Below are 22601 nucleotides of genomic sequence, written 5' to 3'. Positions count from 1 at the left end.
ACAAAAAATTGGCCGGTGCAGGACGCGGGAGCGCCATGGGATACCGACCGCGAAGCCCCACTCTGGCAGGGGCAGCGCAACTCAGGCGGGGACGCCGCTTGAGCCTGAAAAAGGTCGCGCAGTGTAACGACAAATTCGCCGGTGCCCAAGAGCCAATCGGCGCAATTTTTTTGTATCGCGTTGGGTCGCTTGCGCGGGACAAGGCTGCAATCAGGCGCTCTCGAGATAACGCTTGAGCGCCGCCAGTGAATCCGGGCAATACGGCTGGGTTTGACTCAAACGCAAGGCTTGCTCCACGGGCATGAAGCAGGCTTGCTGGACCTCTTCGGGCTGCACGTGCAACGGCCCGTCCCACACGGCCGAGAACACGGCGCACCACAGGTGGTTGTCCGGGCAGTCGAAGTAAAAGCGTTCGTGCGCCGTCAACGGTACGCCACTGACGCCAAGCTCTTCGTGGAGCTCCCTGGCCGCTGACTCGGCATAGGTTTCGTCCACCCCGACCATGCCGCCAGCCGCCACGTCCCAATAACCCGGATACAGCGCCTTGCTCATCGTGCGTTGGTGCACGCACAGCTCGCCGGACGAGTTGAACAACAAAATGAACGTGCCGCGCCCGATTAACCCCCGATCACGAAGCTCGGCACGGGGCAATCCGCCCAGCAGCGTGTCTTCGCGATCGACCCAAGCCACCTGCTCGGCATCAGAGGCCGCACGGTGGGCGGCCTCCTCGGGTGAAATAGCCATCACCTAACCCTGTGAAAGCAATTGACGAAGGTCCATGACCGCCGCGTTGGCGCGGGAAATGTAGTTGGCCATGACCAGTGAGTGGTTGGCGAGCATGCCGTAGCCGCTGCCATTGAGGATCATCGGGCTCCAGACCGGCTCTTGAGCAGCCTCCAGTTCACGGATGATCTGACGGACACTGACGGTTGCATTCTTTTTAGCCAGCACGTCGGCAAAGTCGACTTCGATGGCACGCAACAGGTGCGACAAGGCCCAGGCCTGACCACGCGCTTCATAGAACACGTTATCAATTTGCATCCAGGGGGTTTCGACGACTTCTTCGTCAACCACCGGCACTTGACCCGGCTGCAACGATTCGGTCTTCAGCGTGCTGTTAAGTTTGACCCGGCCCACACTGGCAGACAGACGCTGCGACAGCGAACCCAGGCGCGTGCCCACGTCACCCAGCCAGTTGTTCAAATTGTCGGCACGGGCATAGAACAGCGCGTTTTTTTGGTTCGGGTCAGACAAGCGGGCCTGATAGCGACTCAGCGAATTGATGCCTTCCTGATACTCGGACTCGCTCGACGGCAGCATCCAGCTCTTGTTGTCAAAGTTGAAACGCGGTTCGGCCTTGGCCAGATCCGCGTCTTCAGCCGATTGCGACTGGGAGCGGGCGAAGTCTTTACGCAGGGCACGGGTCAGGTCGCGGACTTGCACCAGCACGCCGTATTCCCAGCTCGGAATATTGTCGAGCACAAGGCCTGGTGGAAAACGGTCATTGGACAGGTAACCGCCCGGTTTGTTGAGCAACGTGCCGGCCACGGTTTTCAGGGTTTCGACGGTGGTGAAGCCCGGCACCATTTGCTTGCCTTCACGCTCGGCAGCCTGCTGGGCGTTTTGCTGCACCGGGAACAGATCCGGCTCCTGGCTCCAATACCAGCCGAGCCCCAGGCATACCAGCACATAGACAACCAACAGGGTTGCAATGGAGCGGCTCAGCAAGATGCTTTTGAAATAGCCACGCGGCTCTGTCCTGGTCTCCTTGACCGACTCGTGGGCACTGCCCTCACGTTTTTTCCAGTCCAGCATGGCTATATCCTTTCGATTACTGAATTCAACGGTTCGACCACAACCCTAACCCATCGTGCCTCATCTGCCTGTTTTTAATCGAAGGCCGGTTGATCTGCAACAAGGCGCTTGCGACAGGCGGGGGCCACTATAAATGATGCTCACAGCACCGCCACACACATCGCGACGCATAAATGTAACCGGGCCTGCGTAAATTTCGCGTCAGGGCTCGTGCATTTCCAAAGAGCTGCTAGCATAGAGCCACTAGTCGAACCTCAGCATGCCCCCTCACGAAGCAGCCAGGATATGACCGAGCAAGAAGACCCGAGCCGCGAGCGCCTCAAGAACCACTTTGCCCAGCGGGTCATCCATCAGGCACGTCAAATTCTTGAGATCTGGCAGCGCTTGCAGGGCAATGAGTGGGCTCCTTGCGACCTTGCTGAACTCAGCGATGCAAACCTGCGCTTGCTGCGATTTGCCGAACGCTTTGAGCAACCCGAGCACTCGCAACTGGCCCGCGCCATCAGCCAGGCATTGCAGCAGGTCGAGGCCAACCGCGGGCGCCTGAGCAGCACGCTGATCACAGAACTCAATCGTTTGATGCAGCGTTTGTCGCGGACCGGTTTGCGCCACGGCGATCAATTGGACCACACCTTCCTGCCGCCGCTGCGCAAGCCCGTGTACATCCTGCTTCAGGACCATGACCGGGCCGAACGACTGGCCAAACAACTGGAATTTTTCGGCTTGGGCGCGCAATCACTGCCCAGCGTGAATGCCTTTCGCAGCGCCATGGGTGAGCGCCTGCCCTCCGCGATTGTGATGGACGTGGATTTCAGCGGTTCCGGCAACGGGCTGCTGCTCGCGGCTGAAGCGCAGTCAGGGCTTGAGCAAAAATTGCCGCTGCTGTTTTTCAGCCTGCACGAAACCGACACCCCTACCCGCCTGGCCGCCGTGCGCGCTGGCGGGCAAGAGTTTCTGACCGGCACCCTCGAAGCCTCGAGCCTGATGGAAAAAATCGAGGTACTGACCTGCGTCGCGCAGTACGAACCGTACAAAGTGCTGATCATCGATGATTCCCGGGCTCAGGCGTTGCACACCGAACGCCTGCTCAACAGTGCCGGGATCGTGACCCGCACCCTGATTGAGCCGATTCAGGCCATGGCCGAACTGGCCGACTTCCAGCCCGACCTCATCATCCTCGACATGTACATGCCCGCCTGCACCGGCACCGAACTGGCCAAGGTGATTCGCCACAATGATCGCTACGTGAGCGTACCGATCATTTATCTGTCGGCTGAAGACGATCTGGACAAACAACTGGACGCCATGAGCGAGGGCGGCGACGACTTTCTGACCAAACCGATCAAGCCGCGACACTTGATCACCACCGTGCGCAATCGCGCTGCCCGCGCGCGGCATTTAAAAGCGCGCATGGTGCGCGACAGCCTGACCGGCCTGTACAACCACACGCATATCCTGCAACTGCTCGAAGATTGCACCTTCCGCGCCCGCCGCGAAGACCGGCCGCTGAGCTTTGCCATGATCGACATTGATCATTTCAAGCGCGTCAACGATTCCTACGGCCATCCGATGGGCGACAGGGTGATTAAAAGCCTGGCGCTGTTCCTTAAACAGCGTCTGCGCAAGACCGATTTTATTGGGCGATATGGCGGCGAAGAGTTTGCGATTGTGATGCCAGACACCGATCAAGAAGCGGCCCATGCGGTGTTGAACACCATCCGCGAGCGCTTCTCGGAGATTCATTATCCGGCCCAACCCAAGGACTTATGCTGCACCTTCAGCGCGGGCGTGGTGGAACTTAAAGACGACACAGACGGCCTGGTCATGGCTTCCCAGGCTGACGAAGCGCTGTACCGCGCCAAGCACAACGGGCGCAACCGGATCGAGCGATTCCATGCAAAAAGGCCAATTGCCACTATTTCTGCGACCTTGCCGGACGCCGTCACATCGCTGTAACGCAGGTGCAATAACTTCAGCCGCTTCTCATTGCGTCGTAGGCAAAATTCCACATGCGCCTGAAGCTGCTTACCAACCTCAACACCCTGTTGCTGGTCGCCGTGTGCCTTGCCCTCGGCGCCACCCTCGGGTGGTCGCAACACGCGCTTGAACGACCGTTTCAACTGATGGAACGCTACTTGAGCCTGTCCCAACAGTTCCAGAACCAGGTAGCGCGCAATATTGAGGATTACCTGACCAGCGGCGACGCCCTGCGCTTGAGCGGTGCCACGCGCGCGCTCAAGACACTGGAAACCGAACTGACCCCGCTCCCTGCTGCGCTGTCCAACGCCCTGCGCCCCAGCCTCGAAAACCTGAGTACCTACAGCGCCAACGAGCTGTTGGCAGCGGGCAAACTGGCCGGTGACCCGCAAGCGTTACTGCTGCAGGCCGAGCGGGAGCTGGGCGCCAATCTGGAGCAACTCAGCCAGTACGCCAATCAAGCCACCGGCGCCGATGCTCACGCTTACCTGATGCCGCTGCTCAATGCTTCCCAACACTTGGCAAAGCTCTCTTTAAGCCGCGACAAACTGGTCAGTAGCGGGCGCAGTGAACTGGCCGCGGACGTGGCCCGCGAACTGGACGCCCTGCGTGCGCAAGCGCGCACCATCGATGCGCTGCCCTTGCTGGGGGTCAGCACCAAAAGCGACTCGGGCCGTGACGATTTTGCGGCCTTGATGGGCCTTGAGTCGCAACAAACGGGCGCGACGGAGGACGCAGGCATCAGCCTCAAGCGCGAACTCAACAACCTGCTGAGCCGCTATCCCGCCGAGTTGCAGCGCACCCGCAGCCAGATCGAACAACGCACTCAACTGGCTGACGCCACCCATGAGAAGTTGAGCGCAGTGCAACAGGCCATCGCCGGGCTGGAGCCAGCCGTACGCGCCGAACACGGGCAAATTCAAAACGAAGTGCGGCTGATTCAGGGGGCGATGATTGCCCTGATTTTGCTGATCGCCCTACTGATCGACACGTTGCAGCGCAGACTGGCCAATGTGCTGACCCGACTGGCGCCGCTGCTGTCGACCTGGGCGCAAGGGGATTTCAGCCACGACATTCAACTGGGCAAGACCAATCGTGAACTGCGCGATATCCAGGCCTCGCTCAATCACCTGCGCAACTATCTGGTCAATCTGGTAGGCACCTTGCGCGTCAATGCCGAGCAAGTGGCAGGCAGCAGTCAGGCGCTGGCCGAGGTGAGTAACGGCTTGCACAGTGGCGCCGAGCGTCAGGCAGGCGATACGGCCCAAATCCGCGACGCCTTGGGTGAACTGGAAGCGACCATTTCACAAGTGGCGGGCGACGCCAGTCAGGCGGCCGATGCCAGCCGCAGCGCCGGGACTGCGGTTGCACAGGGCCAGCGGGTAATTGGTCAAAGCTTGACCGGGCTGCATGCGCTGGTGGGCGAAGTGCAAAGCAACGCGCAAATGATCGAGCAACTGGCCGAAGAGTCGGCCACCATCGGCGGCGTGCTGACGGTAATCCGTTCCATCGCTGAACAGACCAACTTGCTGGCGCTCAACGCCGCCATTGAAGCTGCCCGTGCCGGCGAAATGGGACGCGGGTTTGCGGTGGTCGCCGAAGAAGTGCGCACCCTGGCCCAACGCACAGCAGGCGCGACTGGCGAAATTCAGACCCTGATCGGAGGGTTGCAAACAGCTGCCCGCCAGTCAGTGGAGGGCATGCGCGCTCAGGTCGTGCATGCTCAGGCCACGGCCCGACAGGCGCAGGCAGCCGATGGCGCGCTGGATGAAATCGTCGACGCGATCGTCACCATTTCCAATACGGCCATTCGCATCGCAGACGTCACCGCCCAGCAAAGTGGCGCAGTCAGTGAAATCCGCGACCACAGTGAGCGCATCCATCAGTTGGGTGACGATAACTTGCAACGTATAGGCCAGGGGCGCCAGCAAGGTGAGCGATTATTGGTGTTGGGTAGCGAGTTGAATGCTGCCGTGCAGGCGTTTCGGGTGTAATGCCAGGCAAGCGGGTGGTTGCCATGCAGGCGCTTCCCCTCAGCGGCCGGCCTCGCTCGGCACAGCGTTTCTCACTCCGCTATCATGCGCGCACGTTTGATAAGCGAGATCACTATGCGCCGCCTGTTTTTGCTTCTGTGTTTGCTCGTCGCCGTGCCCGCCATGGGCGCGGGGCTGCTCGATAATCGTCCAAGCGCCACATTGGGCGCGGTCAACAACAGCCGCGATTTTCTGCCGGTCAGCGAGGCGTTCAAGCTCAACCTGATCGAAAGCACGCCCGATAACATCAAGCTGCGTTTTGTGCCGACCGACGGTTATTACCTTTACCAGCACCGTTTCGCGTTCAAGACCGCCCCCGCCGATATCGCCATCGGCCCGGTCCAACTGCCGCCAGGCGAACCCAAGCATGATGAGTATTTTGGCGATGTGCAGGTGTATCACGGCATTGTCGACGTGGACGTGCCGCGCCCGGCGAACGCTCAAGGCGCCTTCACGCTTGTCGTGACCTATCAGGGCTGCGCCGACAAGGGCTTGTGCTACCCGCCCGAAACCGTGCGTTTGAACATCGAAAGCACGCCCGCCGCGTTGGATGACACTTCAAAAGCGCCCGCCACCTCCTGGAGTTGGCGAGAACTGGCGATCTTTTTCCTTGCGGGCCTGGGCCTGACCTTTACCCCATGCGTTCTGCCGATGCTGCCGATTCTGTCGGGCGTGGTGCTGCGGGGCCAAGTGGGCGGGTGGCGCGGTTTCAGCCTGTCGCTGGCCTACGTGCTGCCCATGGCGGCCTGTTTTGCCCTGCTCGGCGCCCTGATGGGAATGTTCGGTGCGCAGCTCAACCTGCAGGCGCGCCTGCAGTCGGCGTGGGTACTGGTGCCCTTCGCGCTGTTTTTTGCCGTGTTTGCGCTGGCGATGTTTGGGGTGTTCGAACTCAAACTGCCACGTGCCATCAGTAATCGCCTGGACCGTGTGGCCAATAACACTCAGGGTGGCTCGCTGTGGGGCGCCGCCGTGCTGGGCGTGGTTTCCAGCTTGCTGGTTTCGCCGTGCGTATCGGCGCCTCTGGCCGGTGCGTTGCTGTATATCAGCGCCAGCGGCGATGCGCTGGGCGGTGGCTTGAAGCTGCTGGTGCTGGGGCTCGGCATGGGCACCCCGTTGGTGCTGGTGGCGACCGGCGGCGCGGCCTGGCTGCCCAAAAGCGGCCCGTGGCTGGTGATCGTGAAAAACACCATCGGCGTGTTGTTGCTGGGGCTGGCGGTGGGGTTGCTCAGCCGGGTGCTGCCGGGCCCGGCTACCCTGCTGTTGATCGGTTTTCTGGCGGCAGGTGTCAGCCTGTTTCTGGGCACGCTGGAGTTTGCGTTTAAATCACCACGCCAACGTCTGGCCCAACTGCTGGGCCTTTTCTTGCTGGTATATGCCCTCTTCTGTTGGTACGGCGCCTTGAGCGGGCAAGACGATCCACTCAAGCCTTTGACAGTCCAGACGTCCACGGCCGTCGATAGCAGTGCCGAACCCGTAACAACTCAATGGCAAACCGTCAGCACCCCGCAACAGCTGGATGCAGCACTGGCCGAAGCAAAGGCCGCGGGTCAGCCCTTGTTGCTGGATTGGTACGCCGACTGGTGCATCAGCTGCAAAGTCATCGAGCACGAGGTGTTGAATAACCCGCACGTGCTGGATTTGCTCAAGGGTTATCGACTGGTGCGTTTTGACATCACGGCCAGTAATCCCGAGCAACGCGCCCTGCTCGACCGCTACCAATTATTCGGCCCGCCGGCACTGATGTTCTTTGCCAAAAACGGCAGCGAAATCAGTGACCAACGGGTCATCGGTGAGATCAATGCCGCGGACTTCGCCGAACGTGTTGCGAAAGCAAATGACCAGATTTAAAGCCTGAGTCACAAACTTTGCGTGAACATCGGGCATCGTGCTGGCTATTGCAGTTAACTGGACAGCGTTTACGCTTTTGGGCATAGTCGCCCCGCACTGACATAACAAGGAAAAGCAGATGGCGACCTTTCTGGTGCTGCATGGCCCCAACCTGAACCTGCTGGGCACCCGCGAGCCGGGCGTCTACGGCGCCACTACCCTGGCGCAGATCAATCAGGATCTCGAACAACGGGCCCGCGAGGCCGGCCACCATTTGCTCTACCTGCAAAGCAATGCCGAGTATGAATTGATCGATCGCATCCATGCCGCACGCGATGAAGGCGTGGATTTTATTTTGATCAACCCGGCTGCTTTTACCCACACCAGCGTGGCATTACGTGACGCGCTGCTGGCGGTGAGCATCCCATTCATCGAAGTGCATTTGTCCAACGTGCACAAACGCGAACCTTTCCGCCATCACTCCTACTTCTCCGACGTTGCGGTAGGTGTGATCTGCGGCCTTGGCGCCAGCGGTTATCGACTGGCCCTGGAGGCCGCCCTGGAACAGCTTGAACTACAAGCTAAACGCCCCTGACCGACCCATTGGGAGTTGACGATTCATGGATATCCGTAAAGTTAAGAAACTGATCGAACTGCTGGAAGAGTCCGGCATCGACGAGCTGGAAATTAAAGAAGGCGAAGAGTCCGTACGCATCAGCCGTCACAGCAAGACTCCTGCTCAGCAGTTCTACGCACCGGCTCCAATGCAAGCTCCGGCGGCCGCTGCTCCTGTTGCCGCGACCCCGGTAGCAACCGTAGTTGACGCACCGGCTGCACCAAAACTGAACGGTTTTGTAGTCAAGTCGCCAATGGTGGGTACGTTCTACCGCACGCCGTCGCCAACCTCGCCAGCGTTCGTGGAAGTGGGCCAGACCGTTAAGGTCGGCGACACCATCTGCATCGTTGAAGCGATGAAAATGATGAACCACATCCAGGCTGAAAAAGCCGGTGTTATTGAATCCATCCTGGTCGAGAACGGTCAGCCGGTTGAGTTCGACCAACCGCTGTTCACCATCGTTTGAACCACGGGGAGCCAACGATGTTGAAGCCTCAGAAGCTGGAAAAAGTTCTCATCGCCAACCGCGGCGAGATCGCCTTGCGCATCCTGCGGGCGTGCAAGGAACTGGGCATCAAGACCGTCGCGGTGTACTCCACTGCTGACAAGGAACTGATGCACCTGGGCCTGGCAGACGAAACCGTTTGCATCGGTCCGGCACCAGCCAACCTGTCTTACCTGCACATCCCGGCCATCATCGCGGCAGCCGAAGTGACCGGCGCCACGGCGATCCACCCGGGCTACGGCTTCCTGGCGGAAAACGCCGATTTTGCCGAGCAGGTGGAGAAATCCGGTTTTGCGTTCATCGGCCCGAAAGCTGACACCATTCGCCTGATGGGCGACAAGGTATCGGCCAAGCACGCCATGATCGCTGCGGGCGTTCCAACGGTTCCAGGTTCCGACGGCCCACTGCCCGAAGACCCTGAAACCGCCCTGCGCATTGGCCGCGAAGTCGGCTACCCGGTGATCATCAAAGCCGCTGGCGGCGGCGGTGGTCGCGGCATGCGCGTGGTGAACCGCGAAGAAGACCTGATCGAAGCCGCCAAGCAGACCCGCGAAGAAGCGGGCGCCTGGTTTAGCAACCCGATGGTCTACCTCGAAAAATACCTGACCAATCCGCGTCACGTGGAAGTTCAGGTGCTTTCCGATGGCCAGGGTAACGCGATCCACTTGGGCGACCGCGACTGCTCGCTGCAGCGCCGTCACCAGAAAGTCTTGGAAGAAGCGCCGGCGCCGGGTATCGACGAAACAGCCCGCCAGGAAGTGTTGGCTCGCTGCGTTCAGGCCTGTATCGATATCAACTACCGTGGCGCGGGCACCTTCGAGTTCCTGTACGAAAACGGTCGTTTCTACTTCATCGAGATGAACACGCGCGTGCAGGTAGAGCACCCGGTATCCGAAATGGTCACCGGCATCGACATCCTGAAAGAGATGTTGAGCATTGCGGCAGGCAACACGCTGTCCTTCACCCAGGACGACGTGAAGATTCACGGTCACTCCCTGGAGTGCCGGATCAACGCGGAAGACCCGGCCACGTTCATGCCAAGCCCTGGCATGGTCAAGCACTTCCACGCACCGGGCGGCAACGGCGTTCGCGTCGATTCGCACCTGTACAGCGGCTACAAGGTTCCGTCCAACTACGACTCCCTGATCGGCAAGCTGATCACCTGGGGCTCGACCCGTGACGAAGCCATGGCGCGCATGCGCAATGCCCTGGACGAAATCGTGGTAGACGGGATCAAAACCAACATCCCGCTGCACCGCGATCTGGTGAATGACGAAGGCTTCTGCGAAGGCGGCGTCAACATTCACTACCTGGAACACAAACTGGCTAACCAGTAAGTTTGTTTTCTGCTCAACAAAGCCGCTTTCGAGCGGCTTTGTTGTGTCCGGGGTTCCAGGTTTTTGAGTACCCGACTACCGAACTGATTCAGGCCGCGTAGAAGCGATGGGTGAAGGCATGGCGCTCATTGTTTGCACTTTTATTCGCGGGGTTATCGCCTGTGCAATCGGGGAGATCGGAGGCGATGATGATCAAACCGGTCACAACATAGCCCCGAGCCATAAGCCTCTTCTTTTACGTAGCCCCTAAAGGGAGCACGGCTGAGAACCATGAAGCCCAGTCATTGAATGAATGAACCTCATACACAGTAATCAGGAAGAGAGTGCCCAGATTGGCGATCACGGTATGTAGGACGTGTCCATAAGCACCATCCGCCCAATTCGAATTCCTGCTCGAATGGCCCTGGCACACCCCTACAGATGGCCTGCCATAGCAGGGTGGCCTGCGTTGGCGTAAACTTGCGCGCTTCTCGCAGCCCGCTGGCTGCACATTCCTATTTTTCAAAGGTGCCCGCCATGCCTTGGCTGCAAGTACGCCTCGCCATCAGCCCGGAACAAGCCGAAACCTACGAAGACGCGTTCCTCGAAGTCGGTGCTGTTTCGGTCACATTTATGGATGCCGAAGACCAGCCGATCTTCGAGCCCGAGCTCAACACCACCCCGCTGTGGTCGCACACCCACTTGCTGGCACTGTTCGAAGGCGGCACTGAAGCCGAACTCGTCCTGTCCCATCTGGCACTGCTGACCGGTGCGCCATTGCCGGAACATCACGCTGAAGTCATCGAAGATCAGGACTGGGAACGCAGCTGGATGGACAACTTCCAGCCCATGCGTTTTGGCCAGCGCCTGTGGATTGTGCCGAGCTGGCACGCCGCACCTGAACCCGAGGCTGTGAACCTGCTGCTCGACCCGGGCCTGGCGTTCGGCACCGGCACCCACCCGACCACGGCGCTGTGCCTTGAGTGGCTCGACGGCCAGGACCTCAAAGACTGCAACGTGCTGGACTTCGGCTGCGGCTCGGGCATTTTGGCCATCGCCGCGTTGCTGCTGGGCGCCAAACAGGCCGTCGGCACTGACATCGACGTACAAGCACTCGAAGCCTCGCGCGACAACGCAGGCCGTAACAACATCGCTGAGGCGTTGTTCCCGCTGTATTTGCCAGAAGACCTGCCCCCCGTTCAGGCAGACGTACTGGTGGCCAACATTCTGGCCGGTCCGCTGGTCGCCCTGGCGCCGCAACTGTCGAGCCTGGTCAAGCCAGGTGGCCGTCTGGCGCTATCCGGCATCCTTGCCGAGCAAGGCGACGAAGTGGCAGCAGCCTACGCGCAAGACTTTGATCTGGACCCGATCGCCAATCGCGATGGCTGGGTGCGCATCAGTGGTCGTCGGCGCTAGAATGCACGCCTGTCTAATCCGGGTGGCCGCATGAGCGATAGCTTCGTAACACAGTGCCCACATTGCCAAACCAGCTTCCGCGTCAACCATTCTCAATTGAGCATGGCCCGCGGCGTGGTGCGCTGTGGCGCTTGCCTGCAGGTGTTCAATGCTGCGCAGCAACTGCTCAACAAGAGCGCTGAAAAGCAACAGCAAACCGCTGTTTCTGTCGCCGCGCCTCAGCCCGTCGAGCCGCCTGCCCAGCCTGAGCCCATCAGCCAGAAACAATGGCAGGCTTCTGAGCTGGACCTCGACCATCTGGATCTGGACAAAGAACTGGCCCGGCTTGAAGAGCTGGAGATTCAGCCCAGCAAAAGCTTCGGCCAGGCCTCTGCCAGCAAGCAAGATACGCTGAGCGCACGTCGCGACAGCGATGCCAACGAAGAAAGCCAGTGGTCGGACAGCCTGTTCAGCGAATCGGCCGCCGAGCGCGCCGAAGCCATCGAGGCAGAACCTGCGCATGTTGAGCCTGCCGAGGCTGGCCGTACCGAACCGTCGTTGTCCCTGGACCTCGACGATCCGGATGACACTCCGCCCCTTCAGCTATCGCTGGATAAGGATTCGGAGCCGCCGCTGATGCACCTGTCGGCCGTGGATGATGACGATGACGACGAGCCATTGGCGCCGCCATCTGTCCTCAAGGACAAACGCAAGCGGCACGAACCGGGGGTACGAGAAGAGGTTCTGCAAAACCTGGTCGACGATCCACTGCACCTCGACTGGCAAAAACGCCGCACACCCTGGGGCAAGCGCCTGTTGTGGTTATTGCTGGTATTGGTGGCCGCCGCTGCGCTGGGCGGCCAATACATTGCCTACCACTTTGAAGAACTGGCCCGCCAGGACCAATACCGCCCGATTTTCCAGCAACTGTGCCCGACTCTCGGTTGCACCGTGCCGTCCAAGGTTGACATCGACCGCATCAAAAGCAGCAATCTGGTCGTGCGCAGTCACCCTGAGTTTGCCGGAGCGCTGGTGGTCGATGCGATCCTCTATAACCGCGCGCCCTTTTCGCAACCTTTCCCCTTGCTGGAGCTGCGTTTTGCGGACCTCAACGGAAAAATGATTGCCAGTCGTCGTTTCAAACCCGGCGAGTACCTGAGCGGGGACATGGCGGGCAAGGCTGAAATGCCACCTCAAACCCCGATCCACGTGGCACTGGATATTCTGGATCCGGGGCCAAAAGCGGTGAATTACAGCTTGAGTTTCCATTCTCCGGAATGAAAAGCCCGCTTTTTTGGCCGAACGCTTGAGCCCCCCCTGAACAGCGACCTGCTTTTAGCGCCTCCATAGGCGACTCTTGCATTGGCCCGCTGTTCAATTTTTATCCAATTGCGTCTTTATCCGGTCATCGAGAGCGGGTATCATGCCAACCCTTTTTCGAACTCCCAAGATCCGGCCCCACAACAGGGAAGTCCTATGTCGGCGGTACGCATCGGCCCATATACATTGCACAACGGTTTGATCCTCGCCCCGATGGCGGGTGTCACCGATCAGCCCTTTCGTCAGCTTTGTCGACGAATGGGTGCAGGCCTGGTTGTTTCGGAAATGGTCACCAGTGACATGAGTCTCTGGAACAGCCGTAAATCGCGCCTGCGCATGATTCACGACGGTGATCCCGAGCCCCGTTCGGTACAGATCGCCGGCGGTGATGCGCACATGCTGGCAGACGCCGCCAGGGCCAATGTGGAACTGGGCGCACAGATCATTGATATCAACATGGGTTGCCCGGCAAAAAAGGTCTGCAACAAGGCTGCCGGCTCCGCGCTACTGAAAGACGAAGCATTGGTGAACGAGATCCTGCAGGCTGTCGTGGCTGCGGTTGATGTGCCGGTCACCCTGAAGATCCGTACCGGCTGGGACCGGGACAACAAAAACGGCCTGACCGTGGCAAAAATCGCCGAACAGGCCGGCATCACAGCACTGGCGGTTCACGGCAGAACCCGTGCTGACCTCTACACCGGTGAAGCGGAGTACGACACCATCGCCGCGATCAAGCAGGCGGTGTCGATTCCGGTCTTTGCCAACGGCGACATCGATTCACCCCACAAGGCCCGTCACGTCCTCGACGCGACCGGCGCAGATGGACTGTTGATAGGCAGGGCGGCTCAAGGGCGGCCCTGGATTTTCCGCGAAGTGGATCATTTTCTGCGTACCGGGCAGCTATTGCCGGCACCGGAGATGAGCGAAGTGGAACGTATTCTGCTAGAGCATCTGGCCGCATTGCATGCCTTCTATGGGGAGGTGTTGGGCGTTCGCATTGCCCGCAAGCATGTCGGCTGGTATCTCGCAACCTTGCCGGGCGCCAAGGAGTTTCGCGCCCACTTCAATCGTTTAGAAGATACGGAAGCACAATGCGCCAACGTTCAGGCGTTTTTCGCCGAACGACACAAGAGCCTGGGGACAGGGGACGAAGGATGGGTGGCCGCATGACGATGATGACCGAGACATTAGTGAGTGGAACAACGCCCGTGAGCGACAACGTCAATTTGAAACAGCACCTCAATACACCGAGCGAAGAAGGCCAGACCCTTCGCGGGAGTGTCGAAAAGGCGCTGCACAACTATTTCGCCCACCTGGAGGGCGCTGAAGTCACGGACGTGTACAACCTGGTTCTTTCCGAAGTCGAGGCCCCCTTGCTCGAATGCGTCATGAACTACGTCAAGGGCAACCAGACCAAGGCTTCCGAGATGCTGGGGCTCAATCGCGGCACCCTGCGCAAGAAACTCAAACAGTACGATCTGCTGTAAGCATTCAATCAAACCTGAAAGGCGTCCTCGTAAAACGGGCCGCCTTTTTTGCTGACTCCTTTGCTTTTGATGGAAATCGAGATGACCGATCAGACTACCCGCCTGCCGATCCGCCGCGCTCTAATCAGCGTTTCCGACAAAACCGGAATCCTTGATTTCGCCCGTGAACTGGAAGCCCTCGGCGTCGAGATCCTGTCCACTGGCGGTACATTCAAGTTGTTGCAAGACAACGGTGTGGCCGCAGTTGAAGTCGCCGATTACACCGGCTTCGCGGAAATGATGGACGGCCGGGTGAAAACCCTGCACCCGAAAATCCACGGCGGCATCCTGGGCCGTCGCGGTATTGACGATGACATCATGAACGAGCACGGCATCAAGCCGATCGATCTGGTTGCGGTCAACCTCTACCCCTTCGAAGCAACGATCAACAAGCCCGGTTGCGACCTGCCGACCGCCATCGAGAACATCGACATTGGCGGCCCGACCATGGTGCGTTCTGCGGCCAAGAACCACAAAGACGTCGCCATCGTGGTCAATGCCAGCGATTACGCCAATGTGCTGGAAAACCTCAAGGCCGGCGGCCTGACGTACGCCCAGCGCTTCGACCTGATGCTCAAGGCGTTCGAACACACGGCGGCCTACGACGGCATGATCGCCAACTATTTGGGCACCATAAACCAGACGGCTGACACCCTGAGCACCGAAGACCGCGGCCAGTTCCCGCGTACCTTCAACAGCCAGTTCATCAAAGCGCAGGAAATGCGCTACGGCGAGAACCCGCACCAGAAAGCGGCGTTCTACGTGGAGGCCAAACCGGCCGAAGTCAGCATCGCCACGGCTACCCAGCTGCAAGGCAAAGAGCTGTCGTTCAACAACGTGGCCGATACCGACGCTGCGCTGGAATGCGTGAAGAGTTTCGTCAAACCAGCCTGCGTGATCGTCAAGCACGCCAACCCGTGTGGCGTTGCCGTAAGCCCGGACGCCGAAGGCGGCATCCGTCAGGCTTACGAACTGGCCTACGCCACAGATACCGAGTCTGCGTTCGGCGGCATTATCGCCTTCAACCGCGAGCTGGACGCCGAAACGGCCAAAGCCATCGTTGAGCGTCAGTTCGTTGAAGTCATCATCGCCCCGTCCGTCAGCGAAGAAGCCCGCGCCATCGTGGCCGCCAAAGCCAACGTGCGCCTGCTGGCTTGCGGCCAGTGGAGCGAGAACCGCGCCCCGGCGTGGGACTTCAAGCGTGTGAATGGTGGTCTGCTGGTTCAAAGTCGCGACATCGAGATGATCGGCAGCGAAGACCTGAAAGTCGTGACCCAACGCGCACCGACCGAACAAGAGATCCACGACCTGATCTTTGCCTGGAAAGTGGCCAAATACGTGAAGTCCAATGCCATTGTCTACGCCAAGGGCCGTCAGACCATCGGCGTGGGCGCTGGCCAGATGAGCCGCGTCAACTCGGCACGCATTGCAGCCATCAAGGCCGAGCACGCAGGTTTGCAGGTTCAGGGCGCGGTCATGGCCTCGGACGCGTTCTTCCCGTTCCGTGACGGCATCGACAATGCAGCCAAAGCCGGCATTACTGCGGTGATCCAGCCAGGCGGTTCGATGCGCGACAACGAAGTCATCGCCGCGGCTGATGAAGCCGGTATTGCCATGGTGTTCACCGGCATGCGCCATTTCCGTCATTAATTAGGCGACGACCGTTCTGAACCCGGCCTCTGCTGCGCAGGGGCCGACCTCGATGATGTGTATTGCCAATAGGCGACTGCGCTCACCAAGGTCGACTCCGCCTGCATCGACCGGTCTCAGTACGGGCTCCTGAAGCGTCAAGCGTTTTGGGCTCTCATTAGAATTCAGCGTCATCCGAGGTTTTTGAAATGAATGTTTTGATCATTGGCAGCGGTGGCCGCGAACACGCACTGGCCTGGAAAGTCGCTCAGGACCCACGCGTTGCAAAAGTGTTCGTAGCCCCGGGCAATGCCGGTACAGCCATTGAAGCCAAGTGCGAAAACGTCGCCATCGACGTGCTGGCCCTTGAGCAACTGGCCGACTTTGCCGAGAAGAACGTTTCCCTGACCATCGTGGGCCCGGAAGTGCCGCTGGTGGCAGGCGTGGTCGATCTGTTCCGCTCCCGTGGCCTGGACTGCTTTGGCCCTACCGCAGGCGCGGCACAGCTGGAAGGCTCCAAGGCGTTCACCAAGGATTTCCTGGCGCGTCACAAGATCCCGACCGCCGATTACCAGAACTTCACCGAAATCGAACCGGCGCTGGCCTATCTGCAAAAAGTCGGCGCGCCGATCGTGATCAAGGCCGACGGCCTGGCTGCAGGCAAAGGCGTGATCGTGGCCATGACCCTGGCCGAAGCCGAAGACGCCGTGCGCGACATGTTGGCCGGCAACGCCTTTGGCGAAGCGGGTTCGCGTGTGGTAATCGAAGAGTTCCTCGACGGCGAGGAAGCCAGTTTCATCGTGATGGTCGACGGCAAGAACGTATTGCCTATGGCAACCAGCCAGGACCACAAGCGCGTTGGCGATGCGGACACTGGCCCGAACACCGGTGGCATGGGCGCGTACTCGCCTGCTCCGGTGGTGACCGCCGAGGTTCACCAGCGCGTGATGGATCAGGTGATCTGGCCGACCGTTCGCGGCATGGCCGAAGAAGGCAATGTCTACACTGGCTTCCTGTATGCAGGCCTGATGATCGACAAAGCTGGCAACCCTAAGGTCATCGAATTCAATTGCCGTTTTGGCGACCCAGAAACCCAACCGGTGATGCTGCGTCTGCAGTCGAGCCTGGTGTTGCTGATCGAAGCAGCCCTGGCTCAGGCACTGGACAAGGTTGAAGCGCAATGGGACCCGCGTCCAAGTCTGGGCATTGTCCTGGCAGCCGGCGGTTACCCGGGCGACTACGCTAAAGGGGCGGTGATTCACGGTCTGGACGCTGCGGCGAAGCTTGAAGGCAAGGTATTCCATGCCGGTACGGCGTTGAATGCTGCGCACGAAGTGGTCACAGCCGGTGGTCGTGTACTGTGTGCAACGGCCATGGGCGACACCGTGGAAGCGGCCCAGCAGCACGCTTACGCGCTGGCCAAAGCCATCGAATGGGATGGCTGTTTCTACCGTAATGACATTGGTTATCGTGCAATTGCACGCGAACGTGGCGACCGTACGGAATAAGCAATCCATATGGATAGGCAAGGGCATCTCACCCTTGCCTAACTGTTCCTGCGCCGCGCATAGTTATCTTTAGGCTTTACTCTACGAAGGGATTTCGCCGTGCGCTGGCTCAGGATCGCCACTGGTTTTTTTGTCAGTTTATTGACCGTTTTACTTGTTTTACTGCCGGCACATGCTGCTCAGGGCAGCAATTGGTCAGTGCTGTCAGATCCCCAGGGCACCCTGCAAATCAGCGATGTACATTCGCCACGATTTGCCACTCAATTCAGCCCCATCGAACTCGATCAGCTTAAAGCCGCTGAGCCGGGCGAAGCACTGTGGCTGCGGTTCCGGCTGGTGCCGGACAAACACGAACAAATCCTGAGGGTATTTGCGCCCGATGTGTCCCGGCTGGACCTGTATGTGCTCGACGATCAGAAACTGATCGAAGAAGTCACCGCCGGCAACAGCCTGACCCAAGCCGACAAACCCTTGCCAAGCAGCGACTACATGCTGCCGCTGCCCCAGAGCAGCCGTACGCTCGACGTCTACTTACGGCTGGTTTCCGACCATCAGTTGCGCCCGTACATCACCCTCGACACGGCTGTCATGCTGGCGGCCAATCAAGGTAAGCCCTTGATGTACGGCTTGATGCTCGGTTGCCTGCTGATGCTGATACTGCACAACCTCACACGCTTTGCGTTCACCCGCTCGATCAGCAGCCTGTGGCTGGCAATCTGTGAAGGGCTGCTGCTCACCAGTTCCGCGCTGTTCCTGAACCTGCTAGGACCCTGGCTGCCCGAGTGGCATGGCGCGCAAACCTCCGGCGCTTATCTGGCGCTTCTGCTGACAGCGCCTTGCGGGCTGATGTTCGCCTACAGTTTTTTCTCGTCCCGCGGCCCGCATCCGATCAACAGGCTACTGCTGGCCGACATCCTCATCATCGCCCTCGGCGGCCTGCTGTTACTGTTCATCGACGGCTTGCCCCTGAACGTAATGACCTACGTCCTGGTCGCCCTGGCGAGCCTGAGCATCTTGTTGGTGTCGGTCTATCACCTGCAAAAAGGCTATCGCCCGGCACGCCTGTTCGTGGTGGCCATTGCCATTTTCAATCTCGGCACATTGGTGATTCTGCCCGCCCTGCTGGGCCTGACCCTGATCGCACCGCAAGAGTTGGTCATGGCGTTGATGTTTATCGTCTGCGTCAGCGGCTTCCTGATGAGCCTGGCGTTGAGTGAGCGCAATCGAAGCATCACTGAAGACGCATTCAGCATCAGTCGCGAACTGGCGGCCAGTAACGCCGAAGTCAATGCCAAGGCCGAGTTTCTGGCCAAGATCAGCCATGAGATCCGCACCCCGATGAACGGCGTGCTGGGCATGACCGAGCTGCTGCTGGGTACGCCGCTGTCCGTCAAACAGCGTGACTACGTGCAAACCATTCACAGCGCTGGCAACGAGCTGCTGACGCTGATTAACGAGATCCTCGACATCTCCAAGCTGGAGTCCGGGCAAATCGAGCTGGATGACGTGCAGTTTGACCTCAATGCCCTGATTGATGACTGCCTGAGCATTTTCCGCACCAAAGCTGAGCAGCAGAACGTTGAACTCATCAGTTTTATTCAGCCGCAAGTGCCGCGTGTCATCAGCGGCGACCCTACCCGCTTGCGCCAGACGTTACTGAGCCTGCTCGAAAGCGCGCTAAAGAAGACCGACGAAGGCGAAATCCTCATCGTTGTGGCACTCGAAGAACGAAGCGACCCGCCACGCCTGCGCATCACCGTTCAAGATTCTGGCCAGCCCATGGATGAGCAGGAACGCGACGCCCTGCTGCACGCGGAGTTACACAGCAAGAACTTCCTCGCCGCCACACGTCTTGGCGGGCATCTGGGGCTGGTGATTGCACGGCAATTGATCATGCTGATGGGCGGCGAGTTCGGCATCAAACCCGGCCAGAGCAAAGGCAGCAGCCTGTGGATGACCTTGCCGCTGGACCCTCAGCACCTGGAACACCAGACCTCGGACCTCGACAGCCCGCTCAAGGGCGCACGCGTGCTGGTGGTCGACGACAACGACACCTGCCGCAAAGTATTGGTGCAGCAATGCACCGCTTGGGGTTTGAACGTCAATGCCGCAGCGTCTGGCAAAGAAGCCCTGGCACTGCTGCGGACCAAGGCTCACTTGCGTGACTATTTCGATATCGTCTTGCTCGACCAGAACATGCCGGGCATGACGGGAATGCAGTTGGCGGCCAAGATCAAGGAAGACCCGAGCCTCAATCACGACATTCTGCTGGTCATGCTCACAGGCATCAGTAATGCGCCGAGCAAAATCATTGCGCGAAACTGCGGGATCAAACGCATCCTGGCAAAACCAGTGGCCGGTTACACCCTGAAAACAACGTTGGCCGATGAGCTCAGCCAACGCAATAAAGGTCAGGCCCTCAGTAAACCCGTGCCGGGCAAGCCCACGTCGCCCACCACCGTTCCAAGTGACTTCCGGATCCTGGTGGCTGAGGACAACAACATTTCCACCAAAGTGATTCGCGGCATGCTCGGCAAACTCAATTTGCAACCCGACACTGCCTGCAATGGCGCCGAGGCACTGAAAGCCATGAAGGCCGAACGCTATGATCTGGTGCTCATGGATTGCGAAATGCCGGTGCTGGATGGCTTCTCGGCCACTGAACAATTGCGGGCGTGGGAAGTCAGCAACCAACGGGTACGCACGCCCGTTGTGGCATTGACCGCTCACATCCTGACCGAACATAAAGATCGCGCCCGTCAGGCTGGCATGGACGGTCATATGGCCAAACCGGTGGAACTTTCGCAACTGCGCGAACTGGTCGAATATTGGGTTGCACAACGTGAGCTGCGTCAATCTCAGGAACAATCGCCCTCGCTACATTAAGGGTGAGTTTGCCGACAGATTTCCAACCGCCTGATAGACTTTCGGCGCCTTCCCTCGATGTGAGCCCATACCATGCTCCATATACTGTTCAGTGTGTATTTGAAGATGCTGGTGCTCTACAGCCCGTTCTTCGTGCTGTCGTGCTTTATCAGCCTGACGCGGGGTTACTCGAACAAGGAACGTCGCCGTCTGGCCTGGAAAGTCGCTCTGGCAACCCTGATCTCCAGCGTGTTGCTGTACCTGTTCGGGCGCACGATATTCAACGTCTTCGGGATCACGGTTGATGCGTTCCGCATCGGTGCCGGCAGTGTATTGTTCATCTCGGCACTGGGCATGGCTCAAGGCAAGTCGGCAGTGCAGACAGACAACGTGCAGCAGGACGTCACCATCGTTCCACTCACCATTCCATTGACGGTCGGCCCGGGGACGATCGGTGCATTATTGGTGATGGGGATTACCCAGCCGCACTGGGACGACAAACTCATGGCAATTACCAGCATCGCGCTGGCCAGCCTCACAGTCGGAATCGTGCTGTATCTGTCTAACCGGATTGAACGCATTCTGGGGGAACAGGGGCTGCAGATTGTCAGCCGTTTGATGGGTCTATTCGTATGCGCGCTCGCAGCACAGATCATCTTTACCGGGGTTAAAGGGTATCTGGTGCCTTGAGCGCTTACTCATTGCTCTGCACAACGTAGCTGACGCCTTAATGCTTCAGGTTTCTAAAAAAGTCATCGCCAATTTCACTCAACTTTTGCAGAACAGTTTCCCGGTATGGGTCATAGGCTTCAGTCTTCAAATAAAATCCTCCCGAGGCTGTTTGTACATCCAAAGCAGCATCCGTCTTAATTTTTTTATTGTTGAAAAAAATATTATCGAGTTCGAAGTGCGTTGTAACCCTCATCCCGCTTACGAACATATAACTCCCGAATTCGTTTCGAGGCTCGCAAGGAACAAACTGGTAATGAGACATTAAGTGCTTGCGATTACGGCTTTCAAACATTTCTTGAGAAGCCTCATCCAGCTTCAACGCCTCAATAGAGTGTTTAAGTGCAGCGTGAAGTGATGCTTGCTCAACATGTGTAAGACCTGCTAAAACAGCCTCTTCAAGACTAAAAAATACGCCCTCCTTCTTCGGACCGAGGGATAGTACCTCTTCATCGACCTCCCACCCAACATCCAGCAAGCTATCACAGAACAAGTCGAACCAGTCCGTAAGTGGACTGTTCGGCTTTACGTTCTTGTCTGCACTGTATTGAGCAAGTGCAAGGCTGTCCATAATATCCTGTTGTTCTTGGGGCGAAAATCCGTCAACAAATGAAAGAAGACTACCACCGACCATAACGACGCGATTACTCATTCAGTATGTTCCTTTGCAGCACGTGTGCTTTAAATAAGTTGCCGCGCAAACCCGCTGGGCTCGGCAAATCACATTTCTGTTCCATCCCTATTCGTTGCGCGGGGTAGAGGGGGTATCTACTCGATTAAACAGCCCGATGCTTTAATTAATCGCCACGTCGACAATCTGATCGACTGCTACATCTTTCACAAAAGCATTTATATTACCTCTGACCTTTTCGTACATACGCGCATTCAACTCAGCACTTGATACCGTCAGCGAGGGCGTGCCAATCAGTTCTTTTCCCTCTAAGGGCCGAATAAAAATACTTGCGCCCGGATCCCCATGAACGCTCATACGAACCTGAACCGTTAACAACTGATTATGAGGATTGAGCACACTGAGCAGGAAAGAAACATTTAAAGAACCTTGATCATTCGGGGTCCGATCAGAGACAGAACGCTTGAATACTGAATCAAAAAACACTTTCTGCGCCCGCGCGTCACACATTAAAGCCTTTAGCCCATCGCGCAGCAGCTCCAGTGAAACCCCGGAGTTAATAGCGTGCGCGTGATTAATTAGCTCTGATACCACAGAGAGCACGTCAAAAAAAGCATCCTCACTTGGCTTTACATCAACATTCTGCGAAAGCGTTGTTATCCACTTCGTCTGTACGCGCGCCTCACCAATACGTTGATCCCAGCTGCCGAGCGAAGAGAATCTGTCAGCTCTACCGTCCGCGTAAAACTGCATAAAAAATTGCGAACAGGCAAGATCACTTTCAAACGGTACAGGTAAGTTATCCGGTAAAAAAATTAACTGGCCTGATACGACTTTGAGCTTGTACTCCATGTAGCCCCCTATTCGGACAAAGCGCTAATGAACGAGGCGACACTATAAAATGCCGCC

The 22601-nt window shown here is 58.4% G+C and carries 17 protein-coding genes and 1 pseudogene; 14 read left to right on the top strand and 4 right to left on the bottom strand.

Annotation, left to right across the window (positions count from 1 at the left end; genetic code table 11):
- Positions 1–210 precede the first annotated feature (210 nt).
- Both CJF39_RS02675 and CJF39_RS02670 read right to left on the bottom strand, forming a co-directional pair.
- Positions 211–744 carry an NUDIX hydrolase gene (locus CJF39_RS02675; RefSeq protein WP_094992043.1) on the bottom strand — a complete coding sequence of 178 codons (534 nt, stop codon included), beginning with the start codon at positions 742–744 and terminating at the stop codon, positions 211–213.
- Positions 745–747: 3 nt separating this feature from the next.
- Positions 748–1815, bottom strand: a complete 1068-nt coding sequence (locus tag CJF39_RS02670) for a DUF2333 family protein (RefSeq protein ID WP_094992042.1) — start codon at positions 1813–1815, stop codon at positions 748–750.
- A 285-nt stretch (positions 1816–2100) separates the two neighbouring features.
- Here CJF39_RS02670 and CJF39_RS02665 point away from each other — a divergent pair, with 285 nt between their 5' ends.
- From CJF39_RS02665 to CJF39_RS02600, 14 genes and pseudogenes are all read left to right on the top strand, one after another.
- Positions 2101–3771, top strand: a complete 1671-nt coding sequence (locus CJF39_RS02665; protein ID WP_094992041.1) for a GGDEF domain-containing response regulator — start codon at positions 2101–2103, stop codon at positions 3769–3771.
- Positions 3772–5270: 1499 nt separating this feature from the next.
- Positions 5271–5786, top strand: a pseudogene (locus CJF39_RS23595) (methyl-accepting chemotaxis protein); the annotation flags it as partial.
- Positions 5787–5900: 114 nt separating this feature from the next.
- Complete coding sequence (locus CJF39_RS02655; RefSeq protein ID WP_094992039.1) at positions 5901–7673, top strand: protein-disulfide reductase DsbD; 1773 nt, start codon at positions 5901–5903, stop codon at positions 7671–7673.
- Positions 7674–7791: 118 nt separating this feature from the next.
- The gene (gene aroQ, locus CJF39_RS02650; RefSeq protein ID WP_019408789.1) at positions 7792–8247 is read left to right on the top strand and encodes a type II 3-dehydroquinate dehydratase; all 456 of its coding nucleotides are present in this window, start codon (positions 7792–7794) and stop codon (positions 8245–8247) included.
- A 25-nt stretch (positions 8248–8272) separates the two neighbouring features.
- Positions 8273–8734, top strand: a complete 462-nt coding sequence (accB, locus tag CJF39_RS02645) for an acetyl-CoA carboxylase biotin carboxyl carrier protein (protein WP_094992038.1) — start codon at positions 8273–8275, stop codon at positions 8732–8734.
- A gap of 17 nt (positions 8735–8751) precedes the next feature.
- A complete protein-coding gene (gene accC, locus CJF39_RS02640) occupies positions 8752–10110 on the top strand; it encodes an acetyl-CoA carboxylase biotin carboxylase subunit (protein ID WP_094992037.1) in 1359 nt (452 codons plus the stop codon).
- 516 nt (positions 10111–10626) lie between these two features.
- Positions 10627–11505, top strand: a complete 879-nt coding sequence (gene prmA, locus CJF39_RS02635) for a 50S ribosomal protein L11 methyltransferase (RefSeq protein WP_094992036.1) — start codon at positions 10627–10629, stop codon at positions 11503–11505.
- A 30-nt stretch (positions 11506–11535) separates the two neighbouring features.
- The gene (locus CJF39_RS02630) at positions 11536–12765 is read left to right on the top strand and encodes a DUF3426 domain-containing protein (RefSeq protein WP_094992035.1); all 1230 of its coding nucleotides are present in this window, start codon (positions 11536–11538) and stop codon (positions 12763–12765) included.
- A gap of 195 nt (positions 12766–12960) precedes the next feature.
- Complete coding sequence (gene dusB, locus CJF39_RS02625) at positions 12961–13974, top strand: tRNA dihydrouridine synthase DusB (protein WP_094992034.1); 1014 nt, start codon at positions 12961–12963, stop codon at positions 13972–13974.
- Positions 13971–14291: a DNA-binding transcriptional regulator Fis gene (gene fis, locus CJF39_RS02620; RefSeq protein ID WP_019408796.1), complete on the top strand. Its 321-nt coding sequence runs from the start codon at positions 13971–13973 to the stop codon at positions 14289–14291. Before dusB ends, fis begins: the two co-directional genes overlap by 4 nt.
- Positions 14292–14372: 81 nt before the next feature.
- Positions 14373–15980, top strand: a complete 1608-nt coding sequence (gene purH / locus CJF39_RS02615) for a bifunctional phosphoribosylaminoimidazolecarboxamide formyltransferase/IMP cyclohydrolase (RefSeq protein WP_094992033.1) — start codon at positions 14373–14375, stop codon at positions 15978–15980.
- Positions 15981–16168: 188 nt separating this feature from the next.
- Positions 16169–17467 (top strand): phosphoribosylamine--glycine ligase, encoded by a 1299-nt coding sequence (gene purD, locus CJF39_RS02610; protein WP_094992032.1) that lies wholly within the window; start codon positions 16169–16171, stop codon positions 17465–17467.
- 99 nt (positions 17468–17566) lie between these two features.
- A complete protein-coding gene (locus CJF39_RS02605; protein WP_094992031.1) occupies positions 17567–20353 on the top strand; it encodes a hybrid sensor histidine kinase/response regulator in 2787 nt (928 codons plus the stop codon).
- Between the two features lie 72 nt (positions 20354–20425).
- Positions 20426–21022: a MarC family protein gene (locus tag CJF39_RS02600; RefSeq protein ID WP_094992030.1), complete on the top strand. Its 597-nt coding sequence runs from the start codon at positions 20426–20428 to the stop codon at positions 21020–21022.
- Positions 21023–21059: 37 nt separating this feature from the next.
- Here the strand turns inward: CJF39_RS02600 and CJF39_RS02595 are convergent, their stop codons facing one another.
- Together CJF39_RS02595 and CJF39_RS02590 are read right to left on the bottom strand one after the other, a co-directional pair.
- Positions 21060–21713 (bottom strand): hypothetical protein, encoded by a 654-nt coding sequence (locus tag CJF39_RS02595; RefSeq protein ID WP_094992029.1) that lies wholly within the window; start codon positions 21711–21713, stop codon positions 21060–21062.
- A 141-nt stretch (positions 21714–21854) separates the two neighbouring features.
- Positions 21855–22544, bottom strand: a complete 690-nt coding sequence (locus CJF39_RS02590) for a hypothetical protein (protein ID WP_094992028.1) — start codon at positions 22542–22544, stop codon at positions 21855–21857.
- Positions 22545–22601 lie beyond the last annotated feature (57 nt).

Source organism: Pseudomonas lundensis (assembly GCF_002269125.1).
GTDB lineage: Bacteria > Pseudomonadota > Gammaproteobacteria > Pseudomonadales > Pseudomonadaceae > Aquipseudomonas > Aquipseudomonas lundensis_A.
The sequence above is the reverse complement of the archived record's forward strand: the minus strand, read 5'-3'. Positions and strand labels throughout refer to the sequence as shown.

Coding starts and splice junctions, on each gene's coding strand:
- CJF39_RS02675 (WP_094992043.1), bottom strand. CDS start 744: ATGGCTATTTCACCCGAGGAGGCCGCCCACCGTGCGGCCTCTGATGCC.
- CJF39_RS02670 (WP_094992042.1), bottom strand. CDS start 1,815: ATGCTGGACTGGAAAAAACGTGAGGGCAGTGCCCACGAGTCGGTCAAG.
- CJF39_RS02665 (WP_094992041.1), top strand. CDS start 2,101: ATGACCGAGCAAGAAGACCCGAGCCGCGAGCGCCTCAAGAACCACTTT.
- CJF39_RS02655 (WP_094992039.1), top strand. CDS start 5,901: ATGCGCCGCCTGTTTTTGCTTCTGTGTTTGCTCGTCGCCGTGCCCGCC.
- aroQ (WP_019408789.1), top strand. CDS start 7,792: ATGGCGACCTTTCTGGTGCTGCATGGCCCCAACCTGAACCTGCTGGGC.
- accB (WP_094992038.1), top strand. CDS start 8,273: ATGGATATCCGTAAAGTTAAGAAACTGATCGAACTGCTGGAAGAGTCC.
- accC (WP_094992037.1), top strand. CDS start 8,752: ATGTTGAAGCCTCAGAAGCTGGAAAAAGTTCTCATCGCCAACCGCGGC.
- prmA (WP_094992036.1), top strand. CDS start 10,627: ATGCCTTGGCTGCAAGTACGCCTCGCCATCAGCCCGGAACAAGCCGAA.
- CJF39_RS02630 (WP_094992035.1), top strand. CDS start 11,536: ATGAGCGATAGCTTCGTAACACAGTGCCCACATTGCCAAACCAGCTTC.
- dusB (WP_094992034.1), top strand. CDS start 12,961: ATGTCGGCGGTACGCATCGGCCCATATACATTGCACAACGGTTTGATC.
- fis (WP_019408796.1), top strand. CDS start 13,971: ATGACGATGATGACCGAGACATTAGTGAGTGGAACAACGCCCGTGAGC.
- purH (WP_094992033.1), top strand. CDS start 14,373: ATGACCGATCAGACTACCCGCCTGCCGATCCGCCGCGCTCTAATCAGC.
- purD (WP_094992032.1), top strand. CDS start 16,169: ATGAATGTTTTGATCATTGGCAGCGGTGGCCGCGAACACGCACTGGCC.
- CJF39_RS02600 (WP_094992030.1), top strand. CDS start 20,426: ATGCTCCATATACTGTTCAGTGTGTATTTGAAGATGCTGGTGCTCTAC.
- CJF39_RS02595 (WP_094992029.1), bottom strand. CDS start 21,713: ATGAGTAATCGCGTCGTTATGGTCGGTGGTAGTCTTCTTTCATTTGTT.
- CJF39_RS02590 (WP_094992028.1), bottom strand. CDS start 22,544: ATGGAGTACAAGCTCAAAGTCGTATCAGGCCAGTTAATTTTTTTACCG.